The following is a 16,448-nucleotide window of genomic DNA, read 5'->3' as shown; positions in this document are numbered from 1 at the left end:
TTAAATAACATTTATAAACTATGTTTAATATTATATTACCCAAGTATTTCCAATTTGTCAATTACAATATATTCACAAAAAGCTGTTAGACAATTTGTGCACTTTTTTGCACAAAAAAAAGCCCGGAAATTCCTCAATTGCTGAGAAATCACCGAACTTCTGTCTGTGACTGATGAGTGATCGATGTATTTTCAACAGATCACACGATCCCGCTTTTCTTTTTCCACACACCTGTAAAATAAAAAAACAGAGAGATTCCTGTGCCTATTACCCATCCGGCAGGCCAGGACATCCAGATACCAACAGCACCGAAAGGAACCGAAAGTACAAATGCCAGAAAAACCCTGAGTATCAGATCCGTGAACGTGGAGACCATAAACGCTTTCATACTGCCGGAACCTCTGAGAACACCATCCGCTATGAGCTTTAATGATATGACCATATAAAAAGGAGATACGATCCGCAGAAATTCTACACCGACCTGAGCTGCCGCTTCACCTCCCTTACTCATAAAGAGCTGAATGACAGAGGGGCTGAACATAAAAAACAATAAAAACGCAGGTACCGCCACACACAGCACAAGCCTCACCCCTGCCCGGAAACCCTGGCTGATACGCTCCGGTCTGCCGGCACCTGTATTCTGGGCAGTGAAGCTGGACAGACCGTTACCAAGGGTAGAAAAGCAGGTGATGGCAAAGGTATTTACCTTCATTCCCGCGGAATATCCTGCAACTACAGCAGAGCCATAGCTGTTGATTAGCCCCTGGACGAACAGGTTTCCAACAGAAATAAAGCTCTGCTGCAGAATGCTGGGCACTGCCACCCGGCTTATCTTGCCCGCCATTTCCCATGAAAATTTTGAGTAAGGCTCTTCCGCCTCTATATCCTTTAGCCTTCTTAAAAGGGTCACAAACGCCAACAGCGAAGAAATACCCTGGGCGATAAAAGTAGCCCATGCCACACCTGCAACTCCCATATGAAAGACAACGACAAATACCAGGTCAAGGACAATATTCCCCAGTGATGAAGCGATCAATAAATACAGGGGTGTCCTGGAATCTCCCAGAGCGGTGAATACACCGGTACATATATTGTAGAGAAACAGAAAAATAAGCCCGCCTATATAGATATTCAGGTAAAGCGCCGAATCGGAAAATATATTTTGCGGTGTATTCATAAGCCGCATCAAAGGCCGGCTGAACAGAAACCCACATCCGGACAAAAATACCGCGATCCCCAAAGTAGATATCAGGGATGTGCTGACACAACACTTCATCTTCCCATACTCCCTGGCACCAAAGTACAGGGAGATCACCACAGAACATCCTATATTCAGTCCTGTTGCAACTGCCATGAATATCATAGTTATGGGGTACGAAGCACCCACTGCCGCCAATGCGTCCACGCCTACAAACTTTCCGGCCACAATACTGTCCACAATATTATAAAACTGCTGGAACATAACACTGACCAGCATGGGGATGGTAAAGCGCCACAGGACCTGGAACGGCTTTCCCTGGGTCATATCAGTTATCATATGTATCTCTTCCCTTCTGTTTTGGCTTCCTGCAGATTTTTTACTGTTCACATTCCGGAATTCCTATGCATTACGTCCTGCGAAATAGCCGCTGGATGTGGCTTCACGTATTCTTCCTGTCTTTTTGCAGTCCCCCACTGCTATGAATTCTATTCCCAGATCATAACAGGCATCTCTCAACCTGCTTGTCTCTGAATCTTTTGGACGAACGCCCGCTGCAATGAGAACCGAATCCGCTTTCAGAGTTTTTTCCACTCCGTCTTTACTCTTTACTACAGCTCCCCCATCCGTTATTTTTACACAGGAATATCCTGTTAAAACCGGTATTTTGTAATATTCTATTTTTTCATCTATCATCTGCTTCAGCCCGCCGTCGGCCTCGCCTGCGATAATATCTGTCATTTCTACAATTGTTACATTTTTCCCATCCTGGGCAAGGGCAATGGCCTCCTCACATCCCATAAGGCCTCCGCCAATGACAACTGTCTTATTTTTCGGAACATCCCCCCGTTTATGCATGGATGCAGCATATAAGACATTATCATTATGTATCCCATTGATCGGAGGAACCAATGGTTCTCCGCCTATTGCACTTATGACCAGATCCGGTTCCACCTCCCTGATCAATTCAGGTGTCACTGCCGTATTCATATGGATTTCGGCCTGACTTGCCTGAATGCGGCTGATAAGAGAATCCCTGAATATGCGGATATCATTCTTGAACTCAATATGCTCAGAATAAGCCAGTGTATTTCCAAGAGAGCCGCTTGACTCACATAAGACAACACTGTGCCCCCTTTCCAGTCCGCCCAATGCAGCCTGCATTCCAGCCGGTCCGCCGCCTGCTATCAATATTTTTTTCTTTTCATTTATAAAAGAATTCTCTCTGCCAATTTCACGGAGTCTTCCCATGACAGGGTTTACAGAGCAGTAGACCACTCCGTTGGGATAGGGTACATAGGGAATAAGCGCCCCGCTGTTGCAGCGCATACAACGGATACAATGGGCTATTTCACAACTTTTCCCCTTCAATGCCTTTTTAGGAAGGAATGGGTCTGCTATCATCTGGCGCCCCATGGCCACCATATCCACTTGTTCCTCTTCCAACAGCTTTTCCATATGCTCCGGGTCAGACAGCCCGCCAATACCGGTAACTGGAACACTGACTGCCTTTTTAATAGCTGCTGCATAAGGTATATTCACACCATTCGGGAAAAACGGCCCCGGAAACATGCGCACCATAGTGGCAGGATCATGGAAGCTTCCCACGGATACATGAAAGGAATCTACCTTATCCTCTATCATATGGGCAAAGACTGACATCTCCTCCTCTTCCAGTCCCCCCTCTATAAGCTCTGAGCCTGATATACGGTATTCTATAGGGAAATTCTTTCCGCAGCGTTCCCTCACTCTATCCAGAACCATGATCGGAAAACGGGCACGGTTTTCTAAACTTCCCCCATATTGATCCGTCCGCTTATTATTAAGCGGTGAGAGGAACTGGTCCAAAAGCCAGCCGTGTCCCCCGTGTATCATTACCATATCAACCCCTGCGAATTTTGCCATAAACGCGGCTTCTGCGTAGGCATCCGCAATTTCATCCATCATATTCTCAGTCATTTCTTTAACCTCTGCTCCGTAATGGTTGACAGAGGGCGACGGCCCCCACACCTCTCCGTCTTCAGGCAGATAAGCAGGATGCGCTCTCCTGCCAGAATGCACAAGCTCTATGGATACAAAGGTATCGTACTGGTGCACACTGTCCACCAGTCTTGTCAATGAGGGAAGCAGGCCTGGATCATCCAAGTGCGCCATCCGCGGATGACATGCATCTGTGCGTGAATGGATTCCGGTCTCACCGATAGTAAGAAGAGCCGCACCTCCTCTTGCCAATGTGGTATAAAAATCAATGTTATCCTGCGCAAAATACCCCTTTTCCTCCCCGCGTCCGGTAATCGTCATCGGTGATACACATATTCGGTTCTTTAAAGTCAGCGGCCCGATTTTTATAGGGCTGAATAAATGTGGATAATGCTTCATAATTCCTTCTCCTTTTAATGATTCTGCTTTATATGATATGGCACAGCAAAATATTTATATTTCGTAACTGTTCAGTACCCTTACAGTTACGAGCGAAAATCCGTGCAAATCGCCTTTGGCGATGGAATTTTTGCCTGGCTGCTGAACGTTTTCTTACGGTCAGCGCAGTAAATGCGCAGACCTACTGAATAGTTACTATATTTCCATATTACACTAGAAGACTTTCAATAACAATAAAGAGACGCAGAAAAATTCGAGTATCCGAAATTATTTATTGCGATAACAGGCCTTTTAGATGTACACAAAACAGGAGGCCCATACGGGCCTCCTGCTATAGCAATATGAATTCTATTAAAGTGAGGATTAATAGTTTTCAACTTTTCTCTCAAAGTATGCCTTCGGATGAGCGCATACCGGACAGACTTCCGGAGCTTCCTCTGCCTCGTGTACATAACCACAGTTTCTGCACTTCCAGCCTAAAGGAGCGTCTCCCTTAAATGTCTTGTCTGCCTTATAACTTTCAAGGAGTTTTTTATAACGTCTCTCGTGCGCAGCTTCTACTTTAGCAACGCCTTCAAACTTCACTGCCAGCTCTTCAAATCCCTCTTCTCTGGCTTCCTGAGCCATACGTGCGTACATGTCTGTCCACTCGTAATTCTCACCTGCTGCCGCGTCTTCCAGGTTCTGCGCAATATCATGGATACCGTGGATCTCTTTGAACCACATTTTTGCGTGTTCTTTTTCCTGGTCTGCTGTCTCCAGATATAAGGAAGCTAACTGCTCGTATCCGGCTTTCTTTGCTGCGGATGCATAATATGTATATTTATTTCTTGCCTGTGATTCACCGGCGAATGCGTCCCATAAGTTTTTCTCTGTTTTTGTTCCTGCGTACTTTGACATATAAAAACCCTCCATAAAATTCTGAAAACAAACGACTATTTATTTTCTATTGCAGAACCGGCACATGACCGGCTCTGCAAGACAATTGCTAAATCATAATTACCTGCAGGAAAATATCCCGCTTTATATCTGAATTAACCGAAGTATCTCTTTAACAGACCCTCGAATGCTTTACCGTGACGAGCCTCATCTCTTGCCATCTCATGTACTGTATCATGAATAGCATCCAGGTTAGCAGCTTTTGCACGTTTTGCCAGGTCAAATTTACCAGCTGTTGCGCCGTTCTCTGCAGCAACACGCATTTCCAGGTTTTTCTTTGTGCTGTCAGTTACAACTTCGCCTAATAACTCAGCGAATTTGGAAGCATGCTCTGCTTCTTCGTAAGCAGCTTTTTCCCAGTATAAACCGATTTCCGGATATCCTTCTCTGTGAGCTACTCTTGCCATTGCCAGGTACATACCAACCTCTGAGCACTCGCCTTCAAAGTTAGCTCTTAAATCAGCAATGATATCTTCGCTTACGCCCTGAGCAACTCCTACAACATGCTCTGCTGCCCATGTCATCTCGCCTGCCTGCTCTGTAAATTTATCAGCACCTACGCCACATACTGGACATTTTTCCGGAGCTGCATCGCCTTCATAAACATATCCACATACACTACATACAAATTTTTTCATAATACTCATTCTCCTTTTTGATTAAATATTTTGTTATTTATTGGTTTTTTTGATAACAGTAATGATTACTGTTTCAATGTAACATACTTGACAATTTTTGTCAACTAGTTTTTTTAATTTTTTTTGCTTCGAGACATTCTTTACAAACTCCGTAAAAAGTAGTCATATGACCTGTTATTTTACCATCAAAACCCTCGGCCACTTTCTCCTTCATACAGTCAAATTCGCTTGCCTCTATGTCTGTGATGCTGTGACACTGGGTGCATATAAAATGACTATGAGGTTTTGTATTGCAGTCAAATCTGTCCGGGCCATCCCCTGTTGTGATCTTGGCGATCTCGCCTAAGTCAACCAGAAGAGATAAGTTCCGATATACTGTACCAAGACTAATATTCGGAAAATCGGCTTTGATTCCTGCATATACAGTATCGGCCGTAGGATGCTCCTTGCTGTTCATAACGAACTCGCGGATGGATTCCCGCTGACGGCTGTACTTCAATGTTGCCATCGCACCCTCCTTTCAATAACAATAATTGTTACTGATATAACTATACAATACTTAACAATTTTTGTCAAGTATGAACTTATAAAAATTCCGGCTTTATAAATAGCCGGTTTTTGTAGAATACTTATAAATAGATTTTTTGTATATATATTATGCTGATATTGCCTATTATATGCCTTATAATGAATATGCTGTCGATTCTTTCCAGCAGGAAGGAGGTGTTCTTGTTGGATTACATAACCAATTTTATAATTTCGGTTATGGCCGGTATCATCACTTACTTTATCGGCAAATGGTTAGACCGAAATAAAGACAGCTAACCAAAGCGAACCCCCACGGAATATGGGTCCATGGGGGTTCTTTTTTGTTCTTGTTGGATTACATAGTTTTGTTTCTTTCACTTTTATAATATTCTTTTTTTCTTAAAAAGTCAACACCTTTTTGCAATAAAATACTTTGCATCAGAACGGTTCAGCCATCCACTGTCCTACCAGGTGTTACCTTGTATTTGCAAGACAGTCCCGAGACAGCCACGCGACACCAGCCCCCTATGACATCACCTGGCATCCAGAGCATTGAGCGTGTACTCATGTATGGCTTCTCTCCTGAATTTATCTGACTCCAGTATATGGGAGAACAAAATATCCACCATAACTAATATGGGAAACTGTGGGGATATCGCTTTTCCTTTTTCCAGATTTTCCTTAACAGCGAACAAAAGTATCTCATCACAGTAATTTAAAAATGTCTTATCCTTCCTGGATGTCATTAGAATGGTAGTGGCACCTCTCTCCTTGGCCGCCTTCATGGAAGTTATAACTTCCTCAGTTCTTCCGCTGACACTGATACCAATCACCGCACAGTCCTCATCCAAAAGCACAGAGTTGATCTTCATAATATGTGTATCCGTCACTGCCTCCACATTGACGCCGATACGCATAAAACGAATTTTCATCTCCATGCCCACCAGACCGGAGCTTCCCTTGCCGTACACATATACCCGCTTTTTCTCTGACAGTATATTGACAATACGCTTCATCTGTTCCTCATTCACCAGGGAATAACTCTTGTTTAAAAGCTCCTGGTAAGTATTCAGCACCATTTTCGTCTGGTCATTACTCACAGGATAATTCCGCACAGTTCCCTGCTCATAACAGAACAGAAACTCCCGGTATCCTTTATAACCACACTTTTTTGCAAAACGTGACAGGGATGCCTCCGACACATACAGACGACTGGATACACTTTTGGAGGATAAATCTATTTTTTCTGTATTGCTGATAAAAAAATCAGCAATGGTTTTCTCCAAAGGTGTAAAACTGTTATAAATTGATTCTATCTGAGGAATGATATTTTTTTCATACTGCTCCATTCGAGCACCTCCATTCTATCTGTCTATGCGGCAAGGCAGCGCTTAGGAGTGTTTTCCTCTGAAATGATAAAATGCCCCCAGCATTCCCGCCTGATTTTTATTTTCCGCAAAAGCCAGTCTGGTATTGGAAGCTACAGAAGGTATCAGATACTTATCCATACTCTTTCTGATCCTGTCATACAGATATTCCTTCTGAGCCATGATTCCGCCTCCCAGAACCACCACTTCCGGGTTGATCACATAACAGATATTTGCGATTCCCATTCCCAGCACGTCCACCATCTCATCAATGGCGCGGATACAGTCTGCGTCACCCTGCTTCGCATTTTCAAATACATATCTGCCGTCAATGCTGTCAGGACTGATCTTCTTGTATTCCGCAGTCTTCTTCACCAGAATGCTGCTTGCGCCCATATCCTGAAACTCACCGCCCGGAAGATGCATATATCCAATTTCACACCCGCTCCCGGAAAATCCGTGGAACACCTGGTTGTCGATCACAATAGCACCGCCGATTCCTGTACCGATCGTCAGACACAGACTGATCTTTGTGCCCCTGGATGCACCCGCAAAGTTCTCCGCAAGCCCTGCGCAGTTCACGTCATTTTCCACCTCGCAGGGCAGATGAAATCTCTCTTCCAGAGTTTTCTTGATCTCTGTACCTGTATATTCCGGTATCAGCGGAGCGGAATGTGTGATCCTGCCCGCCTCGCAGTCCACCATACCCGCCGTTGAGATACAGATACCCGCAGGACTACGATCCTTCAGGTAATCTTCAATAATCTTCACTGCTTTTTTCATGATTCCCGGTCCGCCATGCTGCATAGCCTCTGTGGGCATTTCACCTGCAGCCACAAATACCGCATCTTCCTGTATTATACCATACTTTATAGAAGTACCGCCAATATCAATACAAATATATTGTTTCATAACAAATGCTCCTTATATCACTGTTCAGTGCCTTTACAGGCACAAATCCATATAGCTGCCGTTTCACCACCGCACTTAATGCGGTATTAAAACGTGACAAAAGGGAACTGTAATGTCACATTCCCGCGGCCGTTACAGTTCCCTATATTGTACCATGAGTCTGCCCCACAGTCTTTAAAGAATCTCTGATTATTTGATTTTGATCTTAAATATAGCTTTTTTGATAACAGCCGGACCGTCAACCGCAACGGCTGTCCTGTGGGCGTCCTTTGGATAACAGAGAAGGAAATCGCCTTCTGTCAGTACCACATGGCTGTTTGGTTCACCTTCAAGAGGTAGAAAATCATCCTTCTCCACAAACTCCTTCTGCTCCATGTTATCAATAAAGTTCACATCGATCTGTTCCGGACCTCTCAGCATAAAATGCAGATCCAGATACTGCCTGTGTGCTTCCCAGAAACGATTTTCCGGTGTTGTGGTCTCATATTCCACAATGTTTACGAACAAATCATCCCCGTCTATCTCATGACTGCCTTTTTCATAATTCAGCAGGTCATGTTCCTGTGCATACCGGAAGCATTTCAGAACTTCCTTTTCCAGCCAGGAATAATCCTTTAAATCTCTGATATTACCAAATACCATTTTGCTGCCTCCCTTTCAGAACAGACATTACGATCAGTTTTTGTAAATCGTTGTATGTGCAGCCGGCACGGAGTTATCTCCCTTTACCTTTCTGGATATAATACTTGCGGGGAGACCCACAACCAGAGAAACAACGATAGAAATAATGGAGTAGGACCAGATAGAGATCGTCACATCCGGAGCCACAGCCGGCACCACATATTTGATCGCTACCATAACTGCTGATGCAGCGATAAACGCGCATACAGCGCCAAAGGTATTGGCAACCTTGGTAAACGCCCCCAGAATGAAAGTACCCACTAGGATACCAAGTACCAGACCCATGAATCCGTTAAACCATTCGTAAGCGGATTTCACGCCGCCGTTAGCCAGAACTACAGCAACCACGATTGAGAAAATACCTACCAGAAGGGATACATACTGTCCAATCTTTGTCTGTTTCTCAAAGCTCAGTTCCTTCTTGGAAAGTCTGGCCTGGATATCCAGCGTCCAGCTTGATGCCACGGAGTTCAGACCGGTGGACAATGTGGACTGGGCTGCTGCATAGATGGCTGCCAGAAGCAGACCGGTAATACCCACAGGAAGCTGAAAAGCGATCCAGGATGCAAAAATCTGATCCTGCTGCGCTGCCGGCGGAAGCTGATTGCCCTGTACCTGGTAAAATACATACAAACCGGTACCGATCAAGTAAAATACAGTTGCGATGAAGATAGACAGACCGCCATTTGTCAGCATCATCTTGTTCAGTTTCTTTGTGTCTGTTGTTGTTGTAAAACGCTGTACAATATCCTGGCTGGATACATAGGAACCCATTGTGTTGAATCCGGCGCCTACGATCATGAGGAATACACTGTCTTTTAAAATGTTAGGATTGAAAATCGGCTGGTCAACTGCCAGGAACTTATGGCCTGCTGTCATTTCATGGAAAATCGATCCGATACCGCCGTCAAGATGGGCTACCAGGAAGATCAAGCCAAAAGTAACACCGACTAAAAGCACGGACCCCTGGATAAAGTCTGTCCAGAGTACGGATTTTAGACCACCTGTGTAGGAGTAAATGATAGCAATGATTCCCATGATGACGATTAGGATATTTACATTGATTCCCATGAGGCTGGATAATACCATACAAGGAAGATACATGATTATGGACATACGTCCAACCTGATAAATGATGAACATAATTGCGCCCAGAACACGCAGTCCCTTGCTGTTAAAACGCAGCTCCAGATAATGATAAGCCGTATCAATATCCAGTTTGCTGTAAATAGGCAGGAAAAATCTGATGGTAAGCGGAATTGCCAGCAGCATACCTAACTGTGCAAACCACATGATCCATGTTCCCGCGTATGAATTTCCTGCCAGTGACAGGAAGGAAATGGGACTGAGCAGTGTCGCGAAAATAGATACGGATGTAACCCACCACGGTACGGTTCCGTCACTCTTAAAGTATTCTTTTCCCTTCATTTCCTTTTTAGCAAAATGAAGACCGGCAAATAAAACGGCTGCCAGGTAAACGATCAAAATAGCCAGATCAATATAAGTAAAACCCTGCATCTGTTACCTCCCTCTAATCTCTTCTTTTTGTACGCTACGCCCGTAAAGGCATAGATTTTCTTTTACTTTTCCCTAATACTACATTAATATTCCAAGTAACAGCCCCTGCTGTCTACGCCAGGAGCACATTATACAGCAGGATTATACCAGATATCTTTCCATGGCAGCTTTAACCATAGCGGCAGCCTCATGAGCGATCACTTTGTCTGCTTCCTGCATATTTTCCAGCGGTTCACGGACACCTCCGATATTTACGCTGTCGTTTGTGCGCAGGATTTCTTTTGCTACCGCATACATATTCGCATGGCTGGAGCACATTTTGTAGATGATCTCATTGATCGCATACTGTAATTCACAGGCTTTTTTCTTTTCCCCTGCCTCGACCAGCTCATTCAGTTTCAGGAACAGCTCCGGCATAACACCATAGGTTCCGCCGATCCCACCGTCAGCACCGATCGCGCGTCCTGCTACAAACTGCTCATCCGGGCCGTTGAACACTACAAAGTCGTCTTTTGCCGCAAGACCTGCTGTTTTGAACATCTGAATATCCTGGGCAGGCATGGAAGAGTTCTTTACAGCGATAACTCTTGGGTTTTTCATCATCTCTGCAAACAGGCTCATAGTCAGAGCTGTGCCAGCAAGCTGCGGTATATTGTAAATCACGAAATCTGTGTTTGGCGCTGCTTCACTGATTGCATTCCAGTAAGCTGCAATAGAATACTCCGGCAGACGGAAGTAAATAGGAGGAATGGATGCGATTGCATCTACGCCTACACTCTCAGAGTGTTTTGCCAGCTCCACACTGTCCTTTGTGTTATTACATGCCACATGATTGATGACAGTCAGTTTACCCTTTGCTGCTGCCATTACGTTTTCAATGATAAGCTTTCTCTCTTCTACGCTCTGGTAAATACATTCTCCTGAAGAACCATTTACGTAGACACCCTTTACGCCTTTTTCGATGAAGTGACGTGTGAGGGCCTGTACACGCTCTCCGCTCACATTTCCTTCCTCATCATAACATGCATAAAATGCCGGGATAATACCTCTGTACTTATCTAATTTACTCATTGCTGTGACTCCTTTCATCTTCCTCTTACATTTACTTTTCCAGGGTTGCCATCACATCTGTGAAGGATTTTGTGATCAATTGGGGACGTGTAATAATAGAACCTACTACCACGCTGTAGCATCCCAGTTCGATCACGCGTTTTGCCTTTTCCGGTGTGTTTATGTTGCCTTCTGCGATCACATGATGTTTTACTCTGCTTAATATTGTGCGTATGATTTCAAAATCATTCGCTTCAATCCTGTCACCTCTGCTGTGCTCAGTATAGCCAACCAGTGTCGTACCAATGAAGTCAAATCCAAGCTCGTCTGCGTGAAGCGCTTCCTCCACGGTGGAGCAGTCTGCCATCAGAAGCTGCTCAGGATACTTCTTTCTGATCTCCGCATAAAATTCGTCCAAAGTTACATTTCCCGGTCTCAGATCTTTTGTGGCATCAATGGCAATGATCTCAGGATTTACCTCCATCAGTTCATCGACTTCCTTCATAGTTGGTGTGATATAAACTTTGCTGTCATCATAATCACGTTTTACAATCCCAATAACCGGAAGGTCCACATTTTTCTTGATCTCCGCTATATCCTCCTTTGTGTTGGCACGAATTCCCATGGCTCCGCCTTCTGCTGCTGCTTTTGCCATTCTTCCCATAATAAAGGATGAATGGAGGGGTTCATGAGGAAGTGCCTGGCAGGATACGATTAAATGTCCCTTGAGCTTCTCTAAACGCTGATTCATAACTCTCTCCTTTCCGCATCTCGGCTTCTGATCTGCTGCCTTCGCTTTGACTTCAGTATAGCATTTATGAAAATTTTTTCAATATTTTTTCCGATTCAGAAAATCCTTTCAAACCAAATATCAACTTGCACAAATTTTACCGGTGCTGAAACCTGATTTTTTATTTATATTGACGTTTTATGAAAGTTCTTTCAATTTTACCCTCATACATTGAATTAACTTGTAATGGGAATTATAATAGAAGTACAGATACACACGGATAATAACTAACATCACATATTTTCCCAAAGAATTGCAAAAAAATACAAGGACAGGGAACGGATCATGTGGTAGAGTGAAATCAGAAAAGGAGTGAAACCAGATGATAATTAAAAACGGATCAGTATTTCAGGAAGATGGAACCTTTGAGAAAAAAGACCTCTATGTAGAGAACGGAAAAATTGTCTCTTCTATAGATGAAGTGACAGACAAGACAGAGATTGATGCCACAGGCCTGAAAGTTCTCCCCGGTACTGTAGATGTTCACAGCCACGGAGCATTCGGACACGATTTTTCCGACGCAGACGTGGAAGGACTTAAAACAATTCTGCGCTATGAAAAATCCCACGGCGTGACATCTTACTGCCCAACCTCCATGACGCTTCCAAAAGAGCAGCTTTTGGAAATCTTTGCAACTGCTGTCAGCGCGGGAAATGCCAAAGACCAGGCAAGGATCGTGGGCGTGAATATGGAAGGGCCTTTCATTGATCCTGATAAAAAAGGCGCACATGTAGAACGGCATATCCGCAGACCGGATATTGCATTCTTCCGTGAATGCAATGAAAAAACCGGACATCTCATAAAGCTTGTAACACTTGCTCCGAATATGGAAGGCGCAGATGAATTTATAGAAGAACTGAAGAACGAAGTAAAAATCTCCATCGGCCATACTACAGCCGGATATGACACTGCACTTTCAGCCATGAAAAAAGGCGCTGCCCATGTGACACATCTATTTAACGCCATGCCGTCCTACGCACACCGCGATCCCGGTGTTGTAGGCGCTGCCGCAGATACTGAAAACTGCATGGTAGAATTGATCTGCGACGGCATCCACATCCATCCCAGCGTTGTGAGAAACACTTTCCGCATGTTCGGAAGTGAAAGAGTTGTGCTCATCAGCGATTCCATGATGGCAACAGGCATGGAAAACGGCACCTACGAGCTGGGCGGCCAGGAAGTTACCATGAACAACAGAAAGGCAACTCTGGCCAACGGAACCATTGCAGGTTCCGCAACCAACCTGTTTGACTGTATGAAAACAGCTATGGCATTCGGTATCCCCGAAGCTGACGCCATCTTCGCAGCCACAAGGAACCCGGCTAAGAGTATCGGTGTATATGACAGAGTCGGTTCTCTTACTCCTGGTAAAGAGGCAGATATCCTGCTGGTGGATGAGGCGTATAATTTGAAAAAAGTATTATAAGGACAGTTGCCCGATTCCATAAAAATCTCCCGAAAAAGCATATTCTGCTCATCGGGAGATTTTCTATTTTTTAATATCAGCGGTCACACACATGTGTATGCCCCGTCCACAACCACATCACTGCCGGATGTATAACCGGAAGCGTCACTGGCTAAATATAACACAGCCGGAACAAGCTCCTCAGGTTTTCCCATTCTGTGCATGGGGATCAGCGGCATCCACGCCTCTTTTAGCTCTTTCGGTGTATCCACAGACATAGGGGTCGCTATATAACCTGGACTCAGACTGTTGACCCTTATATGGTTTTCTGCCCATTCCGCTGCCAGAGAACGTGTCATATGGATCACTGCCGCCTTGGACGCATTATAAGAACACTGCCACTGAGGAATATTCACAATACTGCCTGACATGGATGCCATATTGATGATACTTCCATGTATCCCTTTTTCTATCATGATCTTTCCTGCTGCCCTGGCTACAATATATTCCCCTGTCAGATTCACATCCACAACCTGTCTGAATTCCTCAATGGAGGACGTCAGCGTATCCTTATGTATGCATATTCCCGCATTGTTAAATACAATATCCAATGAGCCTGACTGCTCCATGATAAGCTGAAATGCCTGCGTCACACTTTTTTCATCCGTAACATCCGTCTTAATAAAATATCCGCTGCCTCCTGCGTCTGAAATTCTTTTGATCGTCTCATCTGCCTGACTTCTGGATAATATGACCACCTCAGCTCCTGCTCTGGCCAGTCCCTCTACCACAACCTGTCCGATTCCCCGGCTTCCTCCTGTCACAACAGCAGTCTTTCCCTTTAAACCAAATATCTCTTCCAAATACATCTGCAAAAACCTCCCTTTAATAAGCTATCTCTGTCTCCACTCCTGTCATTTCGATCACGCCTTCCCAGATTTCATCATCCGTAAGCCTTCTGCTGACCTCATCCGGCTGGCTGCCTCCAATATATATTTTAAATCTTCCCGGCTCCAGCACACAAGTTCCGTTCTGCCGTACCACTGCCAGATCTCTGGCTCTTATGCAAACGGTTACTTTCTTTTCTTCACCTGTTTCTGCCATAACCCTTTTAAAGAACACCAACTGATGCTTCGGTACTTTCACACTGGCCTCTTCATCCCGGATATAGACCTGTACCACAGTCTCGCCAGAGCATTTTCCTGTATTTTTGACAGAAACATCAAACTGAATATCCTTGCCTGCCAGAATCGTTTCCGGAAGATCAACGGGCCTGTACTCAAATCTTGTGTAGCTCAATCCGTAACCAAACGGATACATAGGCTCTTTTTCTAAAAATCTGTATGTACGGCCCTGCATGTCATAACTGTCAAATGGAGGCAGATCTTCTGTGCCTTTCACAACCGTTACCGGCAGACGGCCGGACGGATTATAATTTCCGAATAGAATGTCAGCAACAGCACTTCCGCCCTCCTCACCCGGATACCAGACCTCTAAAATGGCATCTGCCAACGGCTCCTCCTTCGGTATACTGAGCGGACTTCCATTGCAAAGAATCAGTATCACCGGTTTTCCTTCCCGTGCGACAGCCCTGACCAACTCCGCCTGTCTGCCCGGAAGCCCAAGGTCATCCCGGTCACACTGGACAGCGTCTTCCTCACCCTCTTCCCCTTCCAGTACAGGGGACAGGCCAAGACAGAGCACCGCAATATCACTTTTTCTCGCTGCGATCACAGCCTCGGGGATTAAATCCGTCTCACAGAGACTTTTGTACTCTTTTTTGTAAAGATCACATCCCTCAGCATAGATAACCTCTATACCGCGCTTTTTTGCCTCCTCCTGCATTCCTCTCAGCAAAGTGGTATATTCGGACGGTGTACCGGAGTAATTTCCCAATAAAACATCCTTTGAATCAGCATTTGGTCCAATGACGGCTATGGTCTTATATTTATTTTCCAGAGGAAGTATATCCTCTTTATTTTTCAGCAGTACCGCAGATTTTCCTGCCGCCTCTCTTGCCAGTCCGCGGAATTCTGCGCAGTCCACTATGTCATCACTTATTTTGTAAAACGGCACATCCTCAGCAGGGTCAAACATTCCCAGACGGATTCTCTCCTCCAACAGACGCTGAACAGATACATCTATATCTTCCTCTTTAACAAGACCCTGCCTTACGGCTTCTGATAAATGCAGGAATGTAGTTCCGCCATTCTGATCACATCCGTTGTTGAAAGCCATCGCTGCTGATTCAACCGGTGAAGAGGTTATTTTGTGGTGCAGGTGAAAATCATCAATGGCAAAGCTGTCCGATACCACATATCCCTTAAAGCCCAGTTCCTCCCTCAATATATCCTTTAACAGATAGGAACTTCCCGAACACGGTGCTCCGTTCACTCTGTTGTATGCCCCCATCACACAGGCCACTTCCGCCTCTCTGATACATCTGGCAAAAGCATACAGATACGTCTCCCTGAACTGCTTTTCATCAATGGTGACATCTATTTCATGTCTCAGTTCATCGGGACCGCTGTGTACAACATAATGTTTTACATTGGCATCTGCCTTGCGGTACTTCTCATCCTCTCCCTGGATCCCACGGATGAACGCAATTCCAAGTTCAGCCGTGAGGAAAGGATCCTCCCCGTATGTCTCCTGCCCTCTTCCCCATCTCGGGTCCCTGAAGATATTTATATTAGGAGCATATTCCGTAATGCCTTTATAAATGGAATTGTCACCTATACTCTGATATGCATTATACTTTCCTCTTATTTCGTCCGATATTGCTTCTGCCACCCTCTTTAAAAAATCAGCGTCAAACATGGCGGCCAGGCCGATTGCCTGGGGAAATACCGTTGCGGTGCCGCACCTGGCCACACCGTGCAGACATTCATTCCACCAATGATAAGCCGGTATTCCCAGACGCTCAATAGCTGCGCTTTTATACACAAGCTGTGAAACTTTTTCTTCCAGGGTCATCTGTTTAATGGTCTCTTTTGCCCGCTCTTCCACAGGCAGTTCTGTATTAAATAAAGGATTCATTGTC

General features: G+C 44.8%; 14 protein-coding genes. 1 reads left to right on the top strand and 13 read right to left on the bottom strand.

Annotated elements, in window-relative coordinates:
• Positions 1-199: 199 nt before the first annotated feature.
• The 11 genes from BLCOC_RS00250 to BLCOC_RS00200 all read right to left on the bottom strand — a co-directional run bounded on the left by BLCOC_RS00250 (position 200) and on the right by BLCOC_RS00200 (position 11,961).
• Complete coding sequence (locus BLCOC_RS00250) at positions 200-1,537, bottom strand: MATE family efflux transporter (protein WP_115625509.1); 1,338 nt, start codon at positions 1,535-1,537, stop codon at positions 200-202.
• Positions 1,538-1,600: 63 nt separating this feature from the next.
• Positions 1,601-3,577 (bottom strand): NAD(P)/FAD-dependent oxidoreductase, encoded by a 1,977-nt coding sequence (locus BLCOC_RS00245; RefSeq protein WP_115623997.1) that lies wholly within the window; start codon positions 3,575-3,577, stop codon positions 1,601-1,603.
• Positions 3,578-3,940: 363 nt separating this feature from the next.
• On the bottom strand, positions 3,941-4,477 hold the full coding sequence (rbr, locus tag BLCOC_RS00240) for a rubrerythrin (RefSeq protein WP_018596131.1): 537 nt from the start codon (positions 4,475-4,477) through the stop codon (positions 3,941-3,943).
• A gap of 134 nt (positions 4,478-4,611) precedes the next feature.
• On the bottom strand, positions 4,612-5,154 hold the full coding sequence (locus BLCOC_RS00235) for an NADH peroxidase (protein WP_018596132.1): 543 nt from the start codon (positions 5,152-5,154) through the stop codon (positions 4,612-4,614).
• 100 nt (positions 5,155-5,254) lie between these two features.
• A complete protein-coding gene (locus BLCOC_RS00230) occupies positions 5,255-5,662 on the bottom strand; it encodes a Fur family transcriptional regulator (RefSeq protein ID WP_018596133.1) in 408 nt (135 codons plus the stop codon).
• Positions 5,663-6,215: 553 nt separating this feature from the next.
• A complete protein-coding gene (locus tag BLCOC_RS00225) occupies positions 6,216-7,031 on the bottom strand; it encodes a MurR/RpiR family transcriptional regulator (protein ID WP_018596135.1) in 816 nt (271 codons plus the stop codon).
• A gap of 42 nt (positions 7,032-7,073) precedes the next feature.
• Positions 7,074-7,961, bottom strand: a complete 888-nt coding sequence (locus BLCOC_RS00220) for an ROK family protein (protein WP_115623996.1) — start codon at positions 7,959-7,961, stop codon at positions 7,074-7,076.
• A gap of 189 nt (positions 7,962-8,150) precedes the next feature.
• Positions 8,151-8,603 carry a NanQ anomerase/TabA/YiaL family protein gene (locus BLCOC_RS00215; protein WP_018596137.1) on the bottom strand — a complete coding sequence of 151 codons (453 nt, stop codon included), beginning with the start codon at positions 8,601-8,603 and terminating at the stop codon, positions 8,151-8,153.
• Positions 8,604-8,636: 33 nt separating this feature from the next.
• Positions 8,637-10,160, bottom strand: a complete 1,524-nt coding sequence (locus BLCOC_RS00210) for a sodium:solute symporter family protein (RefSeq protein ID WP_115623995.1) — start codon at positions 10,158-10,160, stop codon at positions 8,637-8,639.
• 141 nt (positions 10,161-10,301) lie between these two features.
• Positions 10,302-11,231 carry a dihydrodipicolinate synthase family protein gene (locus BLCOC_RS00205; protein WP_115623994.1) on the bottom strand — a complete coding sequence of 310 codons (930 nt, stop codon included), beginning with the start codon at positions 11,229-11,231 and terminating at the stop codon, positions 10,302-10,304.
• A gap of 31 nt (positions 11,232-11,262) precedes the next feature.
• Positions 11,263-11,961: an N-acetylmannosamine-6-phosphate 2-epimerase gene (locus BLCOC_RS00200; RefSeq protein WP_018596140.1), complete on the bottom strand. Its 699-nt coding sequence runs from the start codon at positions 11,959-11,961 to the stop codon at positions 11,263-11,265.
• A 361-nt stretch (positions 11,962-12,322) separates the two neighbouring features.
• Here BLCOC_RS00200 and nagA point away from each other — a divergent pair, with 361 nt between their 5' ends.
• Entirely contained in the window at positions 12,323-13,426 is a 1,104-nt protein-coding gene (nagA, locus tag BLCOC_RS00195) for an N-acetylglucosamine-6-phosphate deacetylase (RefSeq protein WP_115623993.1), read from the top strand.
• Between the two features lie 83 nt (positions 13,427-13,509).
• On the opposite strand, the gene BLCOC_RS00190 is transcribed toward nagA, so the two are convergent.
• Together BLCOC_RS00190 and BLCOC_RS00185 are read right to left on the bottom strand one after the other, a co-directional pair.
• On the bottom strand, positions 13,510-14,274 hold the full coding sequence (locus BLCOC_RS00190) for a glucose 1-dehydrogenase (RefSeq protein WP_115623992.1): 765 nt from the start codon (positions 14,272-14,274) through the stop codon (positions 13,510-13,512).
• Positions 14,275-14,290: 16 nt separating this feature from the next.
• Positions 14,291-16,444: a glycoside hydrolase family 3 C-terminal domain-containing protein gene (locus tag BLCOC_RS00185; protein WP_115623991.1), complete on the bottom strand. Its 2,154-nt coding sequence runs from the start codon at positions 16,442-16,444 to the stop codon at positions 14,291-14,293.
• Positions 16,445-16,448 lie beyond the last annotated feature (4 nt).

Origin of the sequence: Blautia coccoides (assembly GCF_034355335.1) — a bacterium.
Classification (GTDB): domain Bacteria; phylum Bacillota; class Clostridia; order Lachnospirales; family Lachnospiraceae; genus Blautia; species Blautia producta.
This window is presented reverse-complemented; position numbering and strand designations above follow the sequence as displayed.

Excerpts from the sequence above, each read along its gene's own strand:
- BLCOC_RS00245 (WP_115623997.1), bottom strand. The coding sequence starts at position 3,577 with ATGAAGCATTATCCACATTTATTCAGCCCTATAAAAATCGGGCCGCTG.
- BLCOC_RS00215 (WP_018596137.1), bottom strand. The coding sequence starts at position 8,603 with ATGGTATTTGGTAATATCAGAGATTTAAAGGATTATTCCTGGCTGGAA.
- BLCOC_RS00230 (WP_018596133.1), bottom strand. The coding sequence starts at position 5,662 with ATGGCAACATTGAAGTACAGCCGTCAGCGGGAATCCATCCGCGAGTTC.
- BLCOC_RS00200 (WP_018596140.1), bottom strand. The coding sequence starts at position 11,961 with ATGAATCAGCGTTTAGAGAAGCTCAAGGGACATTTAATCGTATCCTGC.
- BLCOC_RS00220 (WP_115623996.1), bottom strand. The coding sequence starts at position 7,961 with ATGAAACAATATATTTGTATTGATATTGGCGGTACTTCTATAAAGTAT.
- rbr (WP_018596131.1), bottom strand. The coding sequence starts at position 4,477 with ATGTCAAAGTACGCAGGAACAAAAACAGAGAAAAACTTATGGGACGCA.
- BLCOC_RS00205 (WP_115623994.1), bottom strand. The coding sequence starts at position 11,231 with ATGAGTAAATTAGATAAGTACAGAGGTATTATCCCGGCATTTTATGCA.
- BLCOC_RS00250 (WP_115625509.1), bottom strand. The coding sequence starts at position 1,537 with ATGATAACTGATATGACCCAGGGAAAGCCGTTCCAGGTCCTGTGGCGC.
- BLCOC_RS00190 (WP_115623992.1), bottom strand. The coding sequence starts at position 14,274 with ATGTATTTGGAAGAGATATTTGGTTTAAAGGGAAAGACTGCTGTTGTG.
- BLCOC_RS00185 (WP_115623991.1), bottom strand. The coding sequence starts at position 16,444 with ATGAATCCTTTATTTAATACAGAACTGCCTGTGGAAGAGCGGGCAAAA.
- BLCOC_RS00225 (WP_018596135.1), bottom strand. The coding sequence starts at position 7,031 with ATGGAGCAGTATGAAAAAAATATCATTCCTCAGATAGAATCAATTTAT.
- nagA (WP_115623993.1), top strand. The coding sequence starts at position 12,323 with ATGATAATTAAAAACGGATCAGTATTTCAGGAAGATGGAACCTTTGAG.
- BLCOC_RS00235 (WP_018596132.1), bottom strand. The coding sequence starts at position 5,154 with ATGAAAAAATTTGTATGTAGTGTATGTGGATATGTTTATGAAGGCGAT.
- BLCOC_RS00210 (WP_115623995.1), bottom strand. The coding sequence starts at position 10,160 with ATGCAGGGTTTTACTTATATTGATCTGGCTATTTTGATCGTTTACCTG.